Source organism: Halomonas sp. 7T (assembly GCF_025643255.1).
Classification (GTDB): domain Bacteria; phylum Pseudomonadota; class Gammaproteobacteria; order Pseudomonadales; family Halomonadaceae; genus Vreelandella.
In genome coordinates, this window is the sequence record NZ_CP087112.1 from 2,240,759 (window position 1) to 2,257,380 (window position 16,622).

Consider the following 16,622-nt stretch of genomic DNA (forward strand, 5'->3'; position numbering starts at 1 on the left):
GTTCTTGTTGCTAGCGCTACTGCCTCACCACTTATAAGTTAATGACATCGAACTCAACGTCTGGGTTCACATCCACATCATAGTCCACATCATTACGCTCAAAGCCAAATAGCTTTAAAAACTCATGCTTGTAACCAGCATAGTCGGTAATTTCGAATAGGTTCTCCGTTGTGACTGCTGGCCACAGATCTTGGCAAGCTTTTTGAACATCGTCACGCAGCTCCCAGTCGTCTAGGCGTAGGCGTCCTTGGTCGTCAGTCGCCATTTCGCCAGGCTGACCTGAATAAAGGCGCTCGCCGAACAGGCGGTTTAGCTGATCGATAGTGCCTTCATGCAGCCCCTGCTCCTTCATGATGCGGTAGACCATGGCGATGTAGAGCGGCATCACGGGGATCGCGGCGCTGGCCTGGGTTACCACGGATTTCAGCACCGCTACGTTGGCTCCCCCACCGCTCTCTTTCAGCTTGGCATCGATGGCCGACGCTGCGCGGTCCAAGTCCTCTTTGGCTTTACCCAGGGCACCGTGCCAGTAGATCGGCCAAGTGATTTCGGTGCCGATATAGCTAAACGCCACGCTGCGGGCGCCTTTAGCCAGCACGCCCGCGTCATCCAGCGCGCTCATCCACAGTTCCCAATCTTCGCCGCCCATTACGGTAATGGTGTCGTCGATCTCTTGCTGAGTGGCGGGTTCCACTTCGGCTTCGATGATGGCGTCTTTGTTGGTATCAATCGCCGTGGCGCGGTAGGTCTCACCGATTGGCTTTAGGCTGGAGCGTTTGACTTCGCCGGTATCCGGCAGCTTGCGCACGGGGGATGCCAGGGAGTATATGACCAGGTCAACTTCACCCATGTCCTGCTTAATCAGCTCGATGGCCTTTTCCCGCGCTTCATGAGAAAACGCATCGCCATTGATGGATTTACTGTACAAGCCTTCCTGTTTGGCGAATTTGTCGAAGGCAGCGCTGTTATACCAACCTGCCGTGCCGGTTTTTTTCTCACTGCTGGGCTTTTCAAAGAAGACACCCAAGGTGTCGGCACCGTAACCAAAGGCGGCAGTGATACGAGCCGCTAAGCCGTAGCCGCTAGACGCACCAATCACTAAAACCTTTTTGGGGCCCTGACTTTTATCCAGCCCACGGGCACGCGTTGCTTCGATCTGTTCTAGAACGTTCTTCTCGCAGCCTACAGGGTGGGTCGTGGTGCAAATAAAGCCGCGCACTTTGGGTTTAATAATCACGTTGAACCTCTTTATCGATTTGATTTCATTATCAACATGGCAATGCCATCAGCTAATGAGGCTATTCTAGCCATCTACGGGCGCCCTGTCCGCACTTGAGCTTCGCTGTCGATCGCGGCAGGATAGCGGCCTATTCATCCATTGCCGACGAGTTATCCATGAATGCACAGCAGCTAGTCGATGAGCGCGGCGACCTATGGCTGGCTCTTGCCCCGCTTTGGCTTGACCGCGAGCCCAGCGAGCGCGACTACGCCAAGATGATCGACGTGATTCAACAGCATGATATGACGCTGGAAGAGCTTGAGTGGATGTTCCGTTTGGAAATGGCGCCTGTCATGTCTCGGCATCAGCTGTCGGTTGCCAGCGAGTGGCGTCAGTTCGATGATTATAAACTGATGAAGCAGCTAGTGAGCCACAACCTGCGGCTAAAAGGTTGGCGGCGAAAGAGCTGGGCGCTGTTTTCCTCTTTAACGACGATGATGGTTCGCCATCGCTGGGAGGCATTGATGAGCCGTTTGATGGTCGCTCGCGGCGAACAGCACTAAAGGCTGCGACGACGGGTATTCACACTTTATCAAGCGCGGCTTCTAGTGCTAATCGTAGTGGCAAGCCATGGTCTTTAGGCCCAAAACGAGCGATCACTTGGCCATCTCGCCCTACTAAAAATTTTGTAAAGTTCCATTTGACGAGTTTAGTGCCCATCACGCCTGGCGCCTGCTGCTTCAAAAGTACAAATAGCGGGTGAGCATCGCGGCCATTGACGTCCACTTTTTCCATTAATGGAAAACTCACGCCGTACTCTTGCTCGCCAAAGGCGCAAAATGCTTCCGCACTTTCGGGAGCCTGCCGGCCAAACTGGTTACAAGGAAACCCCAGCACTGTAAAGCCACGATCGCGATACCGGGTATAAAGCCCCTCCAACTCTTTTAACTGCGGCGTAAAGCCACATTTGCTAGCCACATTGACCACCAGCAATACTTGTCCACGCAGGGCGCGCAAATTGAACGGCTCGCCTTGGTGGGTATAGCAATCTTGATCATAAATCGTCATCGCAAGGCCCCTACTTGCCTTCGCTAGCATTGTGTCACCATGCCACGGTAGATGCGCTTACGCCAGCGCTGGTTAACTGATTGGCCCCACAACAACGCGAAGCGCCAGTGCGATCAACAGCACCCCTGTGGCTCGGTTAACCCAGTGCGCGTGACGCTGCAGCCACGGCAATACGCTGGAATGGGAAAGACCCAGCGCCACCAGCACGTACCAACCACCATCAATGACCATAGCGGTAACCACAATAATCGCTTTGGCCAGGATGCTCATCTCGGGCGTCACGAATTGGCTCAACAGCGCGACAAAGAAAATAATCAGCTTAGGATTACCGAGTGCTACTAACACTGCCTCTTTGGCTGCCTGACGCGTCGTGGTTTTAACCGCGCTTGGTGATAACGCGCTGGCCCTGCCTGCTCTTAGTGCTTGCACCCCTAGCCAAGCCAAATACGCGGCGCCAAGCCATGTGACCACCTGGAATAGCTGGGGATGGCGCGCAATCAGCGCACCTAGCCCCCACACCGTAAGCAGCGCATAAAAACCGACCCCTAACGCGTGAAAGATACCCGCGGTCATCCCAGGCAAACGCCCGCCCCCTAGCGTGTGGCGCAATACCAGCGCCAGGCTCGGCCCCGGCGACATAGCCCCCATAGCGCAGATCGCAGCCAGCGACAGCCAGAGTGACAGTGGCATGTTCTCTCTCCGTACAATCAGTAGTTAAGAAGACGCTATTATACGCTAACTCGATCAACCGCTAGTGAATAAATGCAGACACTTAAATAACGCTGTTAGCATGGTACGCTGTTGGGTAAAATTTCTCCTTTTTTGAATCAAGGTGACGCCTGCACGCAGGCGATTCATGGCTAATAAAGGACTTCAACATGGGTAGGGCGTTTCAAAACCGTAAGGAATCCATGGCCAAAACGGCCGCTGCGAAAACCAAGGTTTACAGCAAGTACGGACGCGAAATTTACGTTTGTGCCAAAGCGGGCGGTACCGACCCAAACGGCAACCTCGCACTACGCGGTTTGATGGAGCGCGCCAAGAAAGACCAAGTGCCGTCTCACGTGATTGATAAAGCCCTGGATAAAGCCAGCGGCGCAGGCGGCGAAGACTTCTCTCCGGCGCGTTATGAGGGGTTTGGCCCTGGCAACGCCATGGTGATTGTTGACTGCTTAACCGACAACCCCAACCGCACCTTTGGCGATGTACGCGGCTGTTTTACCAAAACGAAAAGCAAGATTGGTACGCCGGGCAGCGTCAGCCACATGTTCGACCACTGCGCAATTTTCTCCTTTAACGGCAGCGATGAAGAAGCCGTATTGGAAGCGCTGATGGAAGCCGACGTGGATGTCACCGATATTGAGCAGGAAGAAGGCCGCATCACAGTGTTTGCGCCGCACACCGACTACGCCAAAGCGAAGCAGGCGCTGTTGGATGCCTTTGGTGAGATCGACTTTGAGGTCGACGAAATCCAGTTTCTGCCGCAAACCACCACGCCGATTGAAGGCGATGATGTGGCGATGTTTGAAAAATTTCTGGGCATGCTGGAAGAGCTCGACGACGTGCAGAACGTTTTCCATAGCGCGGAGCTGCCAGAAGAGAGCTCCTAAACGGCTAGTCGCTTAGCGCATCCTTTGGTACAAAGATCCACCCTTCCGCCGCTGGCATCTCTGCTGGCGGCCAAGCGATATGCTCAGGCGCATGCTCAAGGCTCCAGGCAAGCAGTGCACAAAAGCAAGCGTCCTGGCTATCCTGCTGTTTCGGCGTTGGCTGGTGCAGCATGGAGACGAACGCCTCAGGCAGGCGAATTTTCCCTTGCAGCGTAGCAAACGCCGCCGAGCGTTTGGCGGGCGACGGGTAGCCCTCGACGGCTAACAGCTCACCCTGCTCACTCGCCCACTGGCCGCGGCGTACGCTATGGGGCGCAAAGCGCGCCAAAAGGTGCATGCCTTTAGTGGCTTGGCTGCCAATCATGTCTTTGATCGGAGAGAGAGGCGTCACGCCTCGGGCAAATAGCCAGCGCTCCGTTTGACGGTAGAGGTAAGGGTTCTCCTGTGAGCGGCCCAGGGCATCGACGGGCTCGCCACGAGCAAGCGCCAACAGCGCTTGCGGGAGCGCTAACGGCGTATCGATTGCCATCACTACCCGTTCGTGGCCGCTGGCCGTGTAGTGGCAAAGCGCCAGCAGGCGATTCAGCAGATCGCGGCTGGAGTTGGCCTCATTGAGCGTGGTGCGCAGGTTGCCGCGCCACGGCGTGCCCACCATGGTCAGCGACTCATCCAATACCACCAGCGCATCGCGGCTAGCGGGGTTGCTATCACAGTTCCAGCCACCTACATCCCAGCCGACATAAAGCGTTGGTCTTAACGTCATCGACTGGCTTCGCTCTGTGAATCCAATACCGCATCAGGTGGCAGTAGCGCTGGCTTAATGCCCATATCGCTCAGCACCTGCTTACCTCGCACGGTAAGGTCGGTAATGAATAAAAACTGTTGCCGTGGGTCAACTGGGTAGGCGCGGATGCGATAGTGAGTGCCCCACGGTTTCTCTTCTGCCACGACGATAATGGGCCTGTCAAACTTAAGGTAGGCGCTGGTAAGTGCCACATCTCGTAGGGTTTTGCGAACGCGTTCTGCCTCATGCTCTGGGTGTAAGTAAAAATGCGTAACGCACTGCAGGCTGGTGCCGCCGTTATTCGCATTATGAATCGCTGAGTCCCACAGCTTGAGATGGGGCACCGCGACCATATCATCATCGGGCGTTTGGATATCCACGGTACGCATCCCAACGTGCTTTACCTCGCCGTATGTACCCTCGATACTCACCCAGTCCCCCGGACGATAGGGCAGTTCCACTGCTGAGACCACCCCGGCTATCAGGCTACTCACATAATCTTTTAGGGCAAAGCCAATCGCTAAACCGATCGCCCCTAACAGCGTCACCATATTGCGCATGGAAGGTTCGATAACAATGGGCACCGCCACGACCAGGGCAGCAATTAAAATAAGCAGCCGTGTGAGCGGCACAAGCGCAAATACTCGGAACCGAAGCTGACCATGTAGCCGATTAGCTAGCCAGTTCAAGCCATACTGGCTCGCAATAATCAACAGTACTGTACTAGCCAGCGTAACGCCGAGAATGATGAACGCTTGGCTATCGATATCGTTAAATAGTCTGGCGTACTGCTCGTTATCGTCCATTTGCCCTCCTAAAGCGCATCCACTAGGTAGTTGCGAGATTCCAACAACTGTCGCACGCTGGCGTAGCTTAACGGCGACACTTGCCAGCGCCCTTGATGGAAAACGAGTAGCCCCTTGCGAGCCAGCGATAGCCGTGCAGTTAACACTTCATGATGGGAAAAAGGGAGTACATCCCCTAGTGCCTGATCCTCCAGCCCGCCATGAATCAAGAGCGCATGCAGTAACAGCGTCGCTAGATCTCCAGTCTCCGCTGGCAGCTCCGCTTCCGCCAAGGCGTCCAGCAGCCACAGCTCTTCAGACGGCGCAGCATTTTGAGACTGGTTTTGAGACTGGTTCTGAGACTGTGGTGAATCGCTGTTTTCAGCTGGCTCGCGCAGCTGCTCCCGCCAGTAGTGCCAAGCGATGCCTAAGTGACCACGGCAGTGGGCCGCTAAGCGCTGTAGTTCTTTATGCACCGCTTTACGCCCATTTTCGGCGTTATCGTCACTATCGTCGTTTGCAAGAATAGGGTTACCGGTACGGGTGCTATACACCGTGGGGCAGCTACCGCCATCCGCCAAGTGCGCGAAGTAATAGGCAAGCTGTTGGCCCTCAACTGCCTGAAGCGTAAAAGCAGGCGCGCCATCGAGACCTATCGCCTGTTGCAAATAGGCGTATGTCCAACTGTCACAGCCAATTACCCCACGTCCCATACGCCCGCTTAACGCACGCTCCAGTAGTGCACGCACCCCTTGCAAGCCTTGGGTATGGCGCAAAAAACAGCGCTCCAATGCTGGCAGCACCCAGCGGTGCTGGTTTTCACAACGCGCTAACCATTCAAGCGTGCCTTCTGAAAGCTCCTGGTAGGTAGGGGACGCCAAGCAGTTAATACCCTGCTGCTGAGCCCAATGCTTAACAATGGCGCTATGCCCGCCATGCGGCGGGGTAATGAAAAACACCACCGGCTCTTCGTTAAGGCCCTGCTGGAGAAGCACCTGAGCCAGTGCCCTCGCCCCAGGCGACCAGTCTATGTCAGGTACCAAATGGGCTAGCCTTACTTCTGGCAGGGCGCGCAGTTCGCTCTCTTGTTTCGCTTTGTGCTCGGCGGCCTCTCGGCCCACTAGCCAACGGGTTGCCGCCAGCCAGCTACGCCGCCACTGGCTAGCCTGGGTACGCTCAGGGGTTGTAAAATCCGCTAGCGCAACCACGTCCCACAGTGGTGGGGCCTCTTTGCTTGAGCGCAGCACCATAAGGCTACCTTCGGCTAAATAAGAAAATAAAGATTAGCACGCCAATCGGTTTATGGCCGCGCAATACGAACGTGGCGCCTAAAATGAAGGGGCTAGAAATATCTACTAAACTGGTGGCTACTTAATGTGAATATGATGCGCAGGAGACATAGATGAGCGTAGTAAACGTGACCACGGAAGAGTTACACGAGAAGCTTTCAAAGTGCATTGCTGGCGAGCGAGTGCTTATCGACCACGACGGTAACAGACTGAGCGCGCGCATCCAGCATGTTGGGTTCGCAGGCGTCAAAGTCATCCCTGAAACGGATATCAAAAATAGCACTCGCGAGCCTGGCGATGTCGAGGGCACCATGGTTCCTTACGAAGATATCTGGGAACTGGAGGTAAAAGGGGTGGTATACAGCCGGCTACATGAACAGGCCTAGTGGGCTTAAGCTCGTCTGAGTCTAATAAGTAGTAACTGCTAATAACCAAAGGGCAGAGAGCGTATAGGGCATAGAGGAAATCGGGCTAGCGGCTCTGCGCCATCGCCACACGCTCAAGCACCAGAGTTTCGCGGTGAATGGAGAGGCCCATGGAGGATGGGCGACGTGCAATAACACTGCGATTGTGGCGTAGAGCCTCTTCAATAGGTACCCACTTCGCCGACATGCCGTTGGCCGTTTCGTAATCTTCCATTTTCGCTTCCCCCAACGCAGTGCCAATTTGGCAGGTAAACCAGTGGGACGTTTGAAACATTACGTCCCACTGCTTTTTCCAGGTGGGTGTATATTCTGTTACGTAGCCAAAATGTGAGGTTACTTCGATATCCTTGGCACCCGTCTCTTCAGAGAGTTCACGATGAAGGCCCACTTCAGGGCTTTCGCCTGCGTCAATACCGCCGCCTGGAAAGCTAAAATCGTCGTAGCGTTCGGTATAAAGCAGCAAAATCTGGTCATCACGCATGACGATCGCACGGGAGGCTTCGCGCGTTAAGACGCGCATCTGCTCTAACACAAGCGGCGCGGACAGTGCCTCATGAACAAGATGAGCAATATGCTGCATGAACTTTCCTGGCAAATAAAAGCGGCCATTCTACGCAAATGGCCGCGTTAGTTCACTCGCTCAATGGATCACCTCTGAGACGAAGGCGAACACTTAGAAAGTGAGGCAGATTTTGCCAAAGTGCTTACCAGATTCCTGATGGCGGAAAGCGTCAGCAATGTCATGGAGCGCAAACTCGCGGTCAATAATCGGCCGCAGATTGGATGCTTCAATGGCGCGAATCATCTCGACTTGGTGACGGCGACTGCCCACGATTAACCCCTGTAGCTTGGCCTGTTTGGCCATGAGCTTGGCAGTAGGAATCTCGCCTTCACGACCGGTGAGCACGCCAATCAGTGAGATATGCCCACCAATTTTGACGGCATCAATGGACTGCGGCAGCGTGCCGGGGCCACCTACCTCAACCACATGATCCACGCCTTCACCGTTGGTAAGTGCTTTAACCGCCTTACCCCAGTCTGGCGTCTCTTTATAGTTGATCGTGTGCTCGGCACCCAGCTCACGCAGCCGCTCAAGCTTTTCATTAGACGAGGACGTTGCGATCACACGTGCCCCCATCATCTTGGCAAACTGCAGCGCAAAGATTGAGACGCCGCCGGTACCCAGCACCAGCACGGTATCACCTGCTTTCAGCCCGCCATCTACCACTAGGGCGCGCCAAGCGGTTAAACCTGCAGTAGTAAGCGTTGCAGACTCCGCATGACTATAGCCTTCAGGTTGATGGGTAAACGACGTCGCGGGAGCCACCACCTGTTCACGGGCGTAGCCATCAACGCCATCCCCTGGTGTGGTGGTGAAGTCACCAACTCGCGCGGGGCCTTCGAGCCAGTCGGGGAAGAAGGTAGACACCACCGTATCACCAACGGCAAACTCACTGACGCCCTCGCCAACGGCTTCGACCACCCCTGCTCCATCTGACATGGGTATACGGCCATCGTCGGTGGGTATCATGCCCGCGACCACTGCATAGTCATGGAAATTGAGCGAACTCGCATGCAGGCGTACTTTAATTTCGCCGGGGCCAGGGTCGCTGGGGGCGGCGAGATTTACCACGTTCAATTTCTCTAAACCGCCGGGGTGTTGAAGCTGAATGGCTTGCATTGCTCTACCTCCTTTAAAAACGCGCTCGGTTAAGTCGAGCTGTAAACGACCAGTCTACTATTAAGTGAGGGTAGTGCAATCACGTTCAAGCCCCTTCAAACGGACTAGTCTAGGTCGTGACCCAAAAAACCACCTGACTGTCGCTGCCACAGGCTGGCGTAAATGCCGTTTTGCGCCAGCAGCTCCTGGTGGGTGCCGCTCTCTACCATGCGCCCCTCATCCACCACAATCAGCCGGTCGAGCATGGCGATCGTGGAAAGCCGGTGGGCAATGGCAATCACCGTTTTGCCCTCCATCAACGCATCCAGCTGTTCTTGAATCGCCGCTTCTACTTCAGAATCCAGCGCTGACGTGGCTTCATCCAGCACCAAAATGGGCGCGTTTTTAAGCAGCACGCGGGCAATCGCAATGCGCTGACGCTGACCACCGGAGAGTTTCACGCCGCGCTCACCCACGTGGGCATCCAAGCCCCGTCGGCCTTTGGGGTCGACTAAATCATTGATGAACGTATCCGCATGGGCACGGCGTACTGCCTGCCATACGTCATCATCGCTGGCATGGGGGCTACCGTAGCGGATGTTATCGCGCAGCGAGCGGTGTAGCAGCGAGGTATCCTGGGTGACCATACCAATCTGATGGCGTAGCGAGGTTTGGGTGACGTCGGCAATATTCTGGCCGTCGATCAGAATGCGCCCGCCCTGCAGGTCGTAAAAGCGCAGCAGCAGGTTGGCAAGGGTCGATTTACCCGCGCCTGAACGGCCAATCAGGCCAATTTTCTCACCGGGTTTAATGGTCAAGCTCAGCCCATCAAAGACGTTTTTGCTCTCCCCCTTCGCCTGGGTGTAATGAAAACGCAGCGCATCAAACACAATCTCGCCGCTGGGCACGACAAGCGCTTTAGCACTGGGTGCGTCTTTGATGGTCGGCTCTTGGGCGATGGTGTTCATGCCATCCTGCACCGTGCCAATATTTTCAAACAGCCCAGCGACTTCCCATAAGATCCAATCGGACATAAAGCGGATACGCATCACCAGCGCAATGGCGATGGCCAGCACGCCTAGGGAAATAGCGTCCAGGTACCAAGCACTGATCGCCATGCCCGCCGTGCCCACGAGCAGCAGCGTGTTGAGCAGTGTTAAACAGACGCTCATCACCGTCACCAAGCGCATTTGACGGTGTACGGTGACCATAAAGCCCTCCATGGCGTCTTTTGCATAGCGTTGTTCGCGCTCGGTATCGGCAAAGAGTTTGATGGTTTGGATATTGCTATAGCTGTCTACTACGCGACCGGTCATCTGGGCACGGGCATCGGCTTGGGCCATGGAGACATCCCGCAGGCGCGGCACAAAAAAGCGCATGATGCCCAAATAGCCGATAAGCCAAAGGCCCAGGGGCAGCAGCAGCCACGGGTCGGCACGCCCTAACAAAATAGCCGCCCCGGTAAAGTAGACGATGGCGTAAACCATCAGGTCCATTACCTTGGTGACGGTTTCGCGGATGGCCAGCGCCGTCTGCATGACTTTTTGCGACACCCGCCCGGCAAACTCATCCTGATAAAACGCTAGGCTTTGGCTGAGCATATGGCGGTGGGAAAGCCAGCGGCCAATCATGGGGTAGTTGCCAAAAATCGTCTGATGGGTGACCAGCGACTGCATTAACACCAGCAGCGGCAGGCCCACTATCACCAATAAGCCGACTCCCGACAGCCAAAGGCCGTGGCTTTGCCAAAAGCTTTCCCGCTCGACATTGCCCAGCCAGTCGACCAGCTCGCCCATGTAGCTGAAGAACACGACTTCTGCAGCAGAAACCAACGCCGTCAACAACGATACCGCTAGTAGCCAAGGCCAAACCGGGCGCGAAAAGTGCCATATAAACGGCAATAAACCTTTCGGCGGCGTGGTGACCTCATCTTCCGGATAGGGGTTTACGCGCCCCTCAAAGTAACGGAATAGCGGCGTAAGAATACGAGACAGCATGGAACATCCTTGCATGAGGAGCTGTTACACGCGTGCTACCACAAGTGGCACCACGCGGGATTCGCCTAAGCACGGCATTGGTGGGGAGACTAGTTAATAAGGCTGCGGGGGCTCGTCATCATCGTCGTCGTCACGCATGCGCGCCTGGCGTTCGGCCTCTTCCTCTTTAGCATCGTCGATAACCTCCATCAGCTCGTCGACGTTGGCAATGTGCGTATCGGCATCGAAGTGGCCGGTGAGCTTGCTATCCGGGTGCAGCTCCCCGGTTTCATACAGTGCCCACATCTCTCGGCCATATTCAGTCGTCAGCAGCGCCGGCGCGTACTGGCCGAAATAGTTACGCATGTTATCGACATCGCGATACAGCATGGCAGCCGCGCTGTTATTGCCTGCGGCATCAACCGCCTGGGGCAGATCGATAATCACCGGGCCGGAGGCATCGACCAGCACGTTAAACTCTGACAAGTCGCCGTGGATCAAGCCCGCGCACAGCATGCGCACCACATCTTGAATCACTTTGGCGTAGTAAGTTTCGGCCTGCTCGGGCGTAAGCGTCACTTCATCTAAGCGCGGCGCGACGTTACCTTCGGCGTCGCTGATCATCTCCATCAGCAGTACGCCGTCCACGAAACCGTGGGGCTCAGGAACGCGGACACCCGCTGATGCAAGGCGATAGAGCGCGTCCACTTCGGCATTTAGCCACGCCTGCTCCTGCTCTTTTTGGCCATAGCGGGTTTTTTTAGCCATGGCCCGGGCACGGCGGCTGTTACGCTCTTTACGTCCCTCTTGATACTGCACCGCTTGTTTAAAGCTGCGCTGTTTGGCCTCTTTGAACACTTTGGCACAGCGGATATCCTCGCCACAGCGCACCACGTAAACCTGCGCTTCTTTACCACTCATTAACTGAACCAACACCTCATCGATCATGCCATCATCGACCAAGGGTTGTAATCGCTTAGGGATTTTCATGGTTAGCTGCGTCGGCTCCTCTTTGGTACGCGTTCAATAACGGATACGGCGAACACGGAAAGCACGCCCTTTTAATTTGTCACGTTCAAGCTTCGCTTGGGCTTTTTGAACAACGCTATGCTCTACCGCGACATAGGCGCTGCGCGCCAGCACTTTAATTTTACCGACCTGATCACCCCGCAGCCCGCCTTCACTGGTCAGCGCTCCCAGAATATCCCCCGGGCGCAGCTTGTCTTTTTTACCGCCTGCGAGTTGTAGCGTGGCCATAGGCGGCTCAAAAGGCACTGAGTGCTGGGGCTTTGGCAGTGGCTCTGTGGTAATCGGCTGCTCTAATAATCCTTCCAGCCGCTCTAACCGGTAATGCTCTTTAGGGGTTACCAGGGTGCAAGCAACACCACTGGCACCCGCGCGACCGGTGCGCCCTACCCGGTGCACGTGAACATCAAGCTCTCGAGCGATTTGGTAGTTGAACACCGCATCTAGCTGGGCAATATCTAACCCGCGCGCCGCCACATCGGTGGCCACCAAGATAGACGCACTTTGGTTAGCAAACAGGATCAATCGACGATCACGATCTTTTTGCTCTAGATCGCCGTTCAGCGCCACGGCACTAAACCCCGCGTCGGTCAGCTGCTCTGCCACCGCCTGGGTTTCGCGCTTGGTATTGCAAAACACCACGCTGGTTGCCGGCCGATAGACCAGCAGCAGCTGTTGAAGGGCGGCAAAGCGTGCCTCTTCATTGGCAACTTCATAAAAGTGCTGGTCAATGGTGGTGGCATCGTGAAGCTCGGCCACTTTGACGGTGACCGGGTCATGCATCACGCCACGGGTCATGGTGGCAAGGCCGCCCGATGACTCTTCATCTGGGAAGGTCGCGCTGAACAGCAGCGTTTGGCGGTCTGCGGGCGTGTCGGAAATGATATCGTCGATAGTCGCCTGGAAGCCCATATCCAGCATACGGTCGGCTTCATCCAACACTAGTGTGGTAAGCGACCCAAGCGTTAGCGAACCTTTACGCAGGTGCTCGTCAATGCGCCCAGGGGTGCCCACCACGATATGCGCGCCATGCTCAAGCGAGGCCAGCTGCGGCCCAAAAGGGGCGCCGCCGCATAGCGTCAGCACCTTAACGTTAGGCAACCCCCGCGCCAAACGGCGCAGCTCATCAGCCACTTGGTCGGCCAATTCCCGGGTGGGGCACAGCACTAAGCCCTGGACCGCAAACGCTTCTAGACGAAGCTCGGCCAACAGCGCTAGGCCAAACGCGGCGGTTTTCCCAGAGCCCGTCTTAGCTTGGGCTAGCACGTCGCGCCCAGCCAACATTGGCGGCAGGCTTTGGGCCTGAACCGGCGTCATTTCATGGTAGCCAAGGGAGTCTAGATTCGATAAAAGCGCAGATGAGAGCGCTAGCGATGCAAAAGAGGTGTCGGACACAAAAAATTCCTGAAGGGGCCATTCAGCCCAGCAAACCGATAATGTAAAGCACCATACCAGAAAGCGCTTTCCACTGCCTTGCTGTATGGGTCAAGGGTGGGCGTAACAGATCCTGTTAAACGCTCACGTTGCCAGCACCGCAAAGCGCCCATGGCTCAGTGATGCCAAGTCGCTGGGGGAAAGCTCAATCTCCAGCCCCCGCCGCCCAGCGCTAACGTAGAGTGTGGAAAATCTTTGCGCTGAGGCGTCAATAAAGGTCGGCAGGCGCTTTTTCTGCCCCAGCGGGCTTACACCGCCCAGTACATAGCCAGTGGTGCGTTCAACCTCTGCGGGGTCAGCCATGGCGGCTTTTTTCGCCCCAGCGGCTTTCGCGATCTGCTTAAGCCCTAGCTGACAACTCACCGGCACAATGCCTACCGCCAGCTGTTTGCCATCCAACTTTACCACCAGCGTTTTAAAGACCTGTTCAACCGCGATAGCCAGTTTTTCAGCCGCTTCCAGTCCATACGACGCGGCAGCGGCATCGTGGTGATACTCATGGATTTGAAACGCAATACCTGCGTGCTTTGCGCTATTAATCGCCGGGGTCATGAAATTCTCGTCAGTTAACGTTATTCGCTATGCTGGAAAGGCTACCGCCCACTGCTAGGTTTAATAACGTGACCGCTTAATGGAAGTCAACTGACAGGAGTCTAGCCATGAAAGCAACCTCTAAAGCCCAGCAAAAAGCCGCAGGGGCAGCCCTTTCCGCTAAGCGCGGCGAGACCCGGCCAAGCGAGCTGGTTGGCGCTGCCAAGGAGATGTATGACGCAATGAATGAAGCGGCACTTGAGGAGATGGCAGCCACCCAACGTAAAGGCAAGCCTGCGAAAAAAGAGGAATAACAAAATAGAAACGTCCGCGCCCGCATTTTATGCGGGCGCGGATATAGTGCACATAGCGACTAGCTCATTACGGGCAAGGCACCACACGGCGCAGGGTGTCTTTCGCCCACAAGGTTTGGCCATCTGGCGTGCGACCATGCTCGTTCCAGCGCTCGGTGGTTTCGAGACAGAAAGAGCCAGCATCGTCGGTACGCGGGTTAGCGCTAATCGGACGCTCCCCACCAATACGCATCACATCTGGGTTATCCGTCGTGTAGCGCGGGGCAACAGTAGAACTTGCGCAGCCAGCAACCAAAGCGGTTACCAGCAGCACGGGCAAACAGCGGCGCAGTGGCATGTTTTAAAACCCTCAAAATAGCGATAGTAGGCCGACACCATTTGTCGGTAGCGCTAAATATCACTGCCACTAAGCCTACGTCAACACTTATTCAAACAAGCACATTATGTCACCAGCGTAATACTGGTGACTGGGCGTAAATTGCGCAACCGACAGTGCTGTTCAACGCTTTCAACAATCTCTTCGGCATCGCCGATTTGCTGCTTATCCAACTGAATATCGACCATTAAAAAGCTGCCCACCTGCGCTAGGCGCACATCGTCATCGGCGATATCAAAGTCCGCTACTTGTTGCACCATCTCTTGGCGCACGCTGCCCACGGGCTCTCCAAACATTAGCTCCCGCAGCGCGCCGCGCACCATACGGATGGGCATCGGCAAAAAATAGCCCGCAATAATCAGCACCATCACAGGGTCGGCAAAGCGCGCATAGCCTGCCCACGGGGTTAATGTCAGCCCCCAGGTAAGCGCAAACCCAAGCATCACCGCAGCGCTTAGCCAAGTGTCCATCTGCCACTGGCGCAGCTCAGCGGCTAATAGCGACGAGCGGGCAATTCGCGCGTAGCGATTTAGCCACCACCAGGTAAGCAAGCAGCCGGTCACGTTCACTATTCCAAACATCAGCGCCAAATCCAGGGTAACCAATCGCCCACCCTGGGCCAAGCTCCATAGGGCAGACACCAGCGAAAATAGACACACCAGCGCAATCACCACGCCTTTGAGCAGCACGGCTAATGGCTCTACCGTTAGCCGCCCAAAGGGGTAGTGATCATCGGCAGGCTTACGCGCCTGCTGTAGCGCAAACAGCGAAAGCGATGCCAGCACTAAACTTAATAGCGAATAGCCGCTATCAAATAATATAGTGATTGAGCCGCTAGCAAGTCCGAGTGCAAGGCCGGTAAAAGCAAATAAGCTGGCAGAAATAGCGGAAAATCTTAGCGCACGGCGCTCGGCGACAAAGGGGGTCACACGAAATACTCCAGTAAAGTGTGTTAAACGCAGCACATCATAGTGAGTACACTAACGTTTAACCAATCGCTCAGCGCCAACTTTTTTGGCTCTCCACGGAGTAACTCATGCGTTCAGAACAAGTGCAGGCATTCATCGATGTAACTGAACATGGCTCCTTTGCCGCCGCCGCGCGACATACAGGGATAAAACGCAGCACCTTGAGTGCTACTGTCAATGCTCTGGAAGATAACCTAGGGGTCGTGCTATTCGAACGTTCAGGCAATAGTCTCCAGTTAACGGCGGTAGGTGAGAGTGTGCTACCCGACTGTTACCGGCTACTGACCAGCGCCAGCCGAATTAAAAAACATTGCCAACAGCATTTACAGGGCGTAGAGAGCCAGCTGTGCATTGCGAGAGATGATGCGTTACCCGAAGCGTTTTGGCGGCAAGTTATGCACGACTTAAAACAACGCTATCCGCTTACAGCCATCTCAGTTTATTTATTGCCGCCCCAAGAGCACCCACAGTTTGTGCTTCGCCAAACCGTCGATATTGCCTTTGGGCTGTATACCGCTGAGGGCGCCGATATTAATGCCAGTAACCTTGCACCGGTTAGCATGTGTTTGGTAGCCGCAACATCTCACCCGCTAAGCCGTCTACCCAGCGTTACCCGCGATGATCTCGCCCAATATACTCAAGTGTGTCTAACCTATGAACAGGGCGACAAACTAGTCAGCGATGCACTTTTTTCGACCAATTACCTGGGCCTCACCATGTTTGAGGTCATCCGCGATGCCGCGATCAACGGCACCGGCTGGGCATTGCTACCCTACCCGTTGGTAAAAGAAGCCATAGAAAACCACCAGCTTTGCGCTCTAAACCATGACCTTGCGCTGGACAGCCATTACTACCGCTACGTGGAAGGTGAAAGTTTAGGGGTGGTCGCAACCGCGCTACTGACGAAGGTGTCACGCTTTTTAGGAACTACCCGTTGATTTTTTGTCGTAACGTTGAAATAAAACAGTGGAAAAAATTGCTTACGCCTTCCACTCTCCCAATAGCACCTTGTTAAATAGAAACTTGTTAAAAGCACACTGTTAAAAATGCTACGAAAGGAGGCTAAAAGGACACGCTAGAGAAGCGACACAGGGGCAGTGTCATCTACGCGTAAAGTACCTCTGCCAGTGTCGATGTTGCCGTCAACTAAGGAGTAG

At 55.2% G+C, this 16,622-nt stretch carries 19 protein-coding genes; 5 read left to right on the plus strand and 14 right to left on the minus strand.

Annotated elements, in window-relative coordinates; translation table 11 throughout:
- Positions 1 to 31: 31 nt before the first annotated feature.
- Positions 32 to 1,237 (minus strand): enoyl-ACP reductase FabV, encoded by a 1,206-nt coding sequence (gene fabV / locus LOS15_RS10470; RefSeq protein WP_263065778.1) that lies wholly within the window; start codon positions 1,235 to 1,237, stop codon positions 32 to 34.
- A gap of 158 nt (positions 1,238 to 1,395) precedes the next feature.
- Here fabV and LOS15_RS10475 point away from each other — a divergent pair, with 158 nt between their 5' ends.
- Entirely contained in the window at positions 1,396 to 1,782 is a 387-nt protein-coding gene (locus LOS15_RS10475) for a hypothetical protein (protein ID WP_263065779.1), read from the plus strand.
- A gap of 19 nt (positions 1,783 to 1,801) precedes the next feature.
- On the opposite strand, the gene LOS15_RS10480 is transcribed toward LOS15_RS10475, so the two are convergent.
- Complete coding sequence (locus tag LOS15_RS10480) at positions 1,802 to 2,287, minus strand: glutathione peroxidase (protein WP_263065781.1); 486 nt, start codon at positions 2,285 to 2,287, stop codon at positions 1,802 to 1,804.
- Between the two features lie 72 nt (positions 2,288 to 2,359).
- The gene (locus tag LOS15_RS10485; protein WP_263065783.1) at positions 2,360 to 2,977 is read right to left on the minus strand and encodes a LysE family translocator; all 618 of its coding nucleotides are present in this window, start codon (positions 2,975 to 2,977) and stop codon (positions 2,360 to 2,362) included.
- A gap of 188 nt (positions 2,978 to 3,165) precedes the next feature.
- On the opposite strand from LOS15_RS10485, the gene LOS15_RS10490 reads away from it, so the two are divergent.
- On the plus strand, positions 3,166 to 3,897 hold the full coding sequence (locus tag LOS15_RS10490; protein WP_263065784.1) for a YebC/PmpR family DNA-binding transcriptional regulator: 732 nt from the start codon (positions 3,166 to 3,168) through the stop codon (positions 3,895 to 3,897).
- Positions 3,898 to 3,901: 4 nt separating this feature from the next.
- Here LOS15_RS10490 and LOS15_RS10495 read toward each other — a convergent pair whose 3' ends face one another.
- Genes LOS15_RS10495 through LOS15_RS10505 form a run of 3 tightly spaced genes read right to left on the minus strand, consistent with a single transcriptional unit; the run spans position 3,902 to position 6,716 of the window.
- Positions 3,902 to 4,660: a DUF429 domain-containing protein gene (locus tag LOS15_RS10495; RefSeq protein WP_263065786.1), complete on the minus strand. Its 759-nt coding sequence runs from the start codon at positions 4,658 to 4,660 to the stop codon at positions 3,902 to 3,904.
- Positions 4,657 to 5,487, minus strand: a complete 831-nt coding sequence (locus LOS15_RS10500; protein ID WP_263065787.1) for a mechanosensitive ion channel family protein — start codon at positions 5,485 to 5,487, stop codon at positions 4,657 to 4,659. Before LOS15_RS10500 ends, LOS15_RS10495 begins: the two co-directional genes overlap by 4 nt.
- Before the next feature lie 8 nt (positions 5,488 to 5,495).
- Positions 5,496 to 6,716, minus strand: coding sequence for a hypothetical protein (locus LOS15_RS10505; protein WP_263065789.1), 1,221 nt, complete (start codon positions 6,714 to 6,716; stop codon positions 5,496 to 5,498).
- A gap of 152 nt (positions 6,717 to 6,868) precedes the next feature.
- Between LOS15_RS10505 and LOS15_RS10510 the strand changes: the two genes are divergently transcribed.
- Positions 6,869 to 7,141 (plus strand): hypothetical protein, encoded by a 273-nt coding sequence (locus tag LOS15_RS10510; RefSeq protein WP_263065790.1) that lies wholly within the window; start codon positions 6,869 to 6,871, stop codon positions 7,139 to 7,141.
- Positions 7,142 to 7,226: 85 nt separating this feature from the next.
- Here LOS15_RS10510 and LOS15_RS10515 read toward each other — a convergent pair whose 3' ends face one another.
- From LOS15_RS10515 to ybaK, 6 genes are all read right to left on the minus strand, one after another.
- A complete protein-coding gene (locus LOS15_RS10515; protein ID WP_263065791.1) occupies positions 7,227 to 7,760 on the minus strand; it encodes an NUDIX domain-containing protein in 534 nt (177 codons plus the stop codon).
- Positions 7,761 to 7,853: 93 nt separating this feature from the next.
- On the minus strand, positions 7,854 to 8,861 hold the full coding sequence (locus LOS15_RS10520) for a zinc-dependent alcohol dehydrogenase family protein (RefSeq protein WP_263065792.1): 1,008 nt from the start codon (positions 8,859 to 8,861) through the stop codon (positions 7,854 to 7,856).
- Between the two features lie 104 nt (positions 8,862 to 8,965).
- Complete coding sequence (locus LOS15_RS10525) at positions 8,966 to 10,837, minus strand: ABC transporter ATP-binding protein (protein ID WP_263065793.1); 1,872 nt, start codon at positions 10,835 to 10,837, stop codon at positions 8,966 to 8,968.
- A 93-nt stretch (positions 10,838 to 10,930) separates the two neighbouring features.
- A complete protein-coding gene (locus LOS15_RS10530) occupies positions 10,931 to 11,806 on the minus strand; it encodes a PA4780 family RIO1-like protein kinase (RefSeq protein WP_263065795.1) in 876 nt (291 codons plus the stop codon).
- A 33-nt stretch (positions 11,807 to 11,839) separates the two neighbouring features.
- Positions 11,840 to 13,237 carry an ATP-dependent RNA helicase DbpA gene (gene dbpA, locus LOS15_RS10535; protein WP_263065797.1) on the minus strand — a complete coding sequence of 466 codons (1,398 nt, stop codon included), beginning with the start codon at positions 13,235 to 13,237 and terminating at the stop codon, positions 11,840 to 11,842.
- Between the two features lie 123 nt (positions 13,238 to 13,360).
- A complete protein-coding gene (gene ybaK / locus LOS15_RS10540; RefSeq protein WP_263065799.1) occupies positions 13,361 to 13,828 on the minus strand; it encodes a Cys-tRNA(Pro) deacylase in 468 nt (155 codons plus the stop codon).
- 107 nt (positions 13,829 to 13,935) lie between these two features.
- Here ybaK and LOS15_RS10545 point away from each other — a divergent pair, with 107 nt between their 5' ends.
- Positions 13,936 to 14,121 carry a DUF3008 family protein gene (locus LOS15_RS10545; protein WP_263065800.1) on the plus strand — a complete coding sequence of 62 codons (186 nt, stop codon included), beginning with the start codon at positions 13,936 to 13,938 and terminating at the stop codon, positions 14,119 to 14,121.
- A gap of 67 nt (positions 14,122 to 14,188) precedes the next feature.
- On the opposite strand, the gene LOS15_RS10550 is transcribed toward LOS15_RS10545, so the two are convergent.
- The gene (locus LOS15_RS10550) at positions 14,189 to 14,458 is read right to left on the minus strand and encodes a hypothetical protein (protein WP_263065802.1); all 270 of its coding nucleotides are present in this window, start codon (positions 14,456 to 14,458) and stop codon (positions 14,189 to 14,191) included.
- Positions 14,459 to 14,562: 104 nt separating this feature from the next.
- Positions 14,563 to 15,426, minus strand: coding sequence for a cation diffusion facilitator family transporter (locus LOS15_RS10555; protein ID WP_263065804.1), 864 nt, complete (start codon positions 15,424 to 15,426; stop codon positions 14,563 to 14,565).
- Positions 15,427 to 15,533: 107 nt separating this feature from the next.
- Between LOS15_RS10555 and LOS15_RS10560 the strand changes: the two genes are divergently transcribed.
- On the plus strand, positions 15,534 to 16,403 hold the full coding sequence (locus LOS15_RS10560) for a LysR family transcriptional regulator (protein WP_263065805.1): 870 nt from the start codon (positions 15,534 to 15,536) through the stop codon (positions 16,401 to 16,403).
- Positions 16,404 to 16,622: the final 219 nt, after the last annotated feature.

Excerpts from the sequence above, each read along its gene's own strand:
- LOS15_RS10515 (WP_263065791.1), bottom strand. The coding sequence starts at position 7,760 with ATGCAGCATATTGCTCATCTTGTTCATGAGGCACTGTCCGCGCCGCTT.
- LOS15_RS10490 (WP_263065784.1), top strand. The coding sequence starts at position 3,166 with ATGGGTAGGGCGTTTCAAAACCGTAAGGAATCCATGGCCAAAACGGCC.
- LOS15_RS10530 (WP_263065795.1), bottom strand. The coding sequence starts at position 11,806 with ATGAAAATCCCTAAGCGATTACAACCCTTGGTCGATGATGGCATGATC.
- LOS15_RS10545 (WP_263065800.1), top strand. The coding sequence starts at position 13,936 with ATGAAAGCAACCTCTAAAGCCCAGCAAAAAGCCGCAGGGGCAGCCCTT.
- LOS15_RS10505 (WP_263065789.1), bottom strand. The coding sequence starts at position 6,716 with ATGGTGCTGCGCTCAAGCAAAGAGGCCCCACCACTGTGGGACGTGGTT.
- LOS15_RS10485 (WP_263065783.1), bottom strand. The coding sequence starts at position 2,977 with ATGCCACTGTCACTCTGGCTGTCGCTGGCTGCGATCTGCGCTATGGGG.
- LOS15_RS10550 (WP_263065802.1), bottom strand. The coding sequence starts at position 14,458 with ATGCCACTGCGCCGCTGTTTGCCCGTGCTGCTGGTAACCGCTTTGGTT.
- LOS15_RS10560 (WP_263065805.1), top strand. The coding sequence starts at position 15,534 with ATGCGTTCAGAACAAGTGCAGGCATTCATCGATGTAACTGAACATGGC.
- LOS15_RS10480 (WP_263065781.1), bottom strand. The coding sequence starts at position 2,287 with ATGACGATTTATGATCAAGATTGCTATACCCACCAAGGCGAGCCGTTC.
- LOS15_RS10495 (WP_263065786.1), bottom strand. The coding sequence starts at position 4,660 with ATGACGTTAAGACCAACGCTTTATGTCGGCTGGGATGTAGGTGGCTGG.
- LOS15_RS10525 (WP_263065793.1), bottom strand. The coding sequence starts at position 10,837 with ATGCTGTCTCGTATTCTTACGCCGCTATTCCGTTACTTTGAGGGGCGC.
- LOS15_RS10510 (WP_263065790.1), top strand. The coding sequence starts at position 6,869 with ATGAGCGTAGTAAACGTGACCACGGAAGAGTTACACGAGAAGCTTTCA.
- LOS15_RS10520 (WP_263065792.1), bottom strand. The coding sequence starts at position 8,861 with ATGCAAGCCATTCAGCTTCAACACCCCGGCGGTTTAGAGAAATTGAAC.
- LOS15_RS10500 (WP_263065787.1), bottom strand. The coding sequence starts at position 5,487 with ATGGACGATAACGAGCAGTACGCCAGACTATTTAACGATATCGATAGC.
- ybaK (WP_263065799.1), bottom strand. The coding sequence starts at position 13,828 with ATGACCCCGGCGATTAATAGCGCAAAGCACGCAGGTATTGCGTTTCAA.
- LOS15_RS10475 (WP_263065779.1), top strand. The coding sequence starts at position 1,396 with ATGAATGCACAGCAGCTAGTCGATGAGCGCGGCGACCTATGGCTGGCT.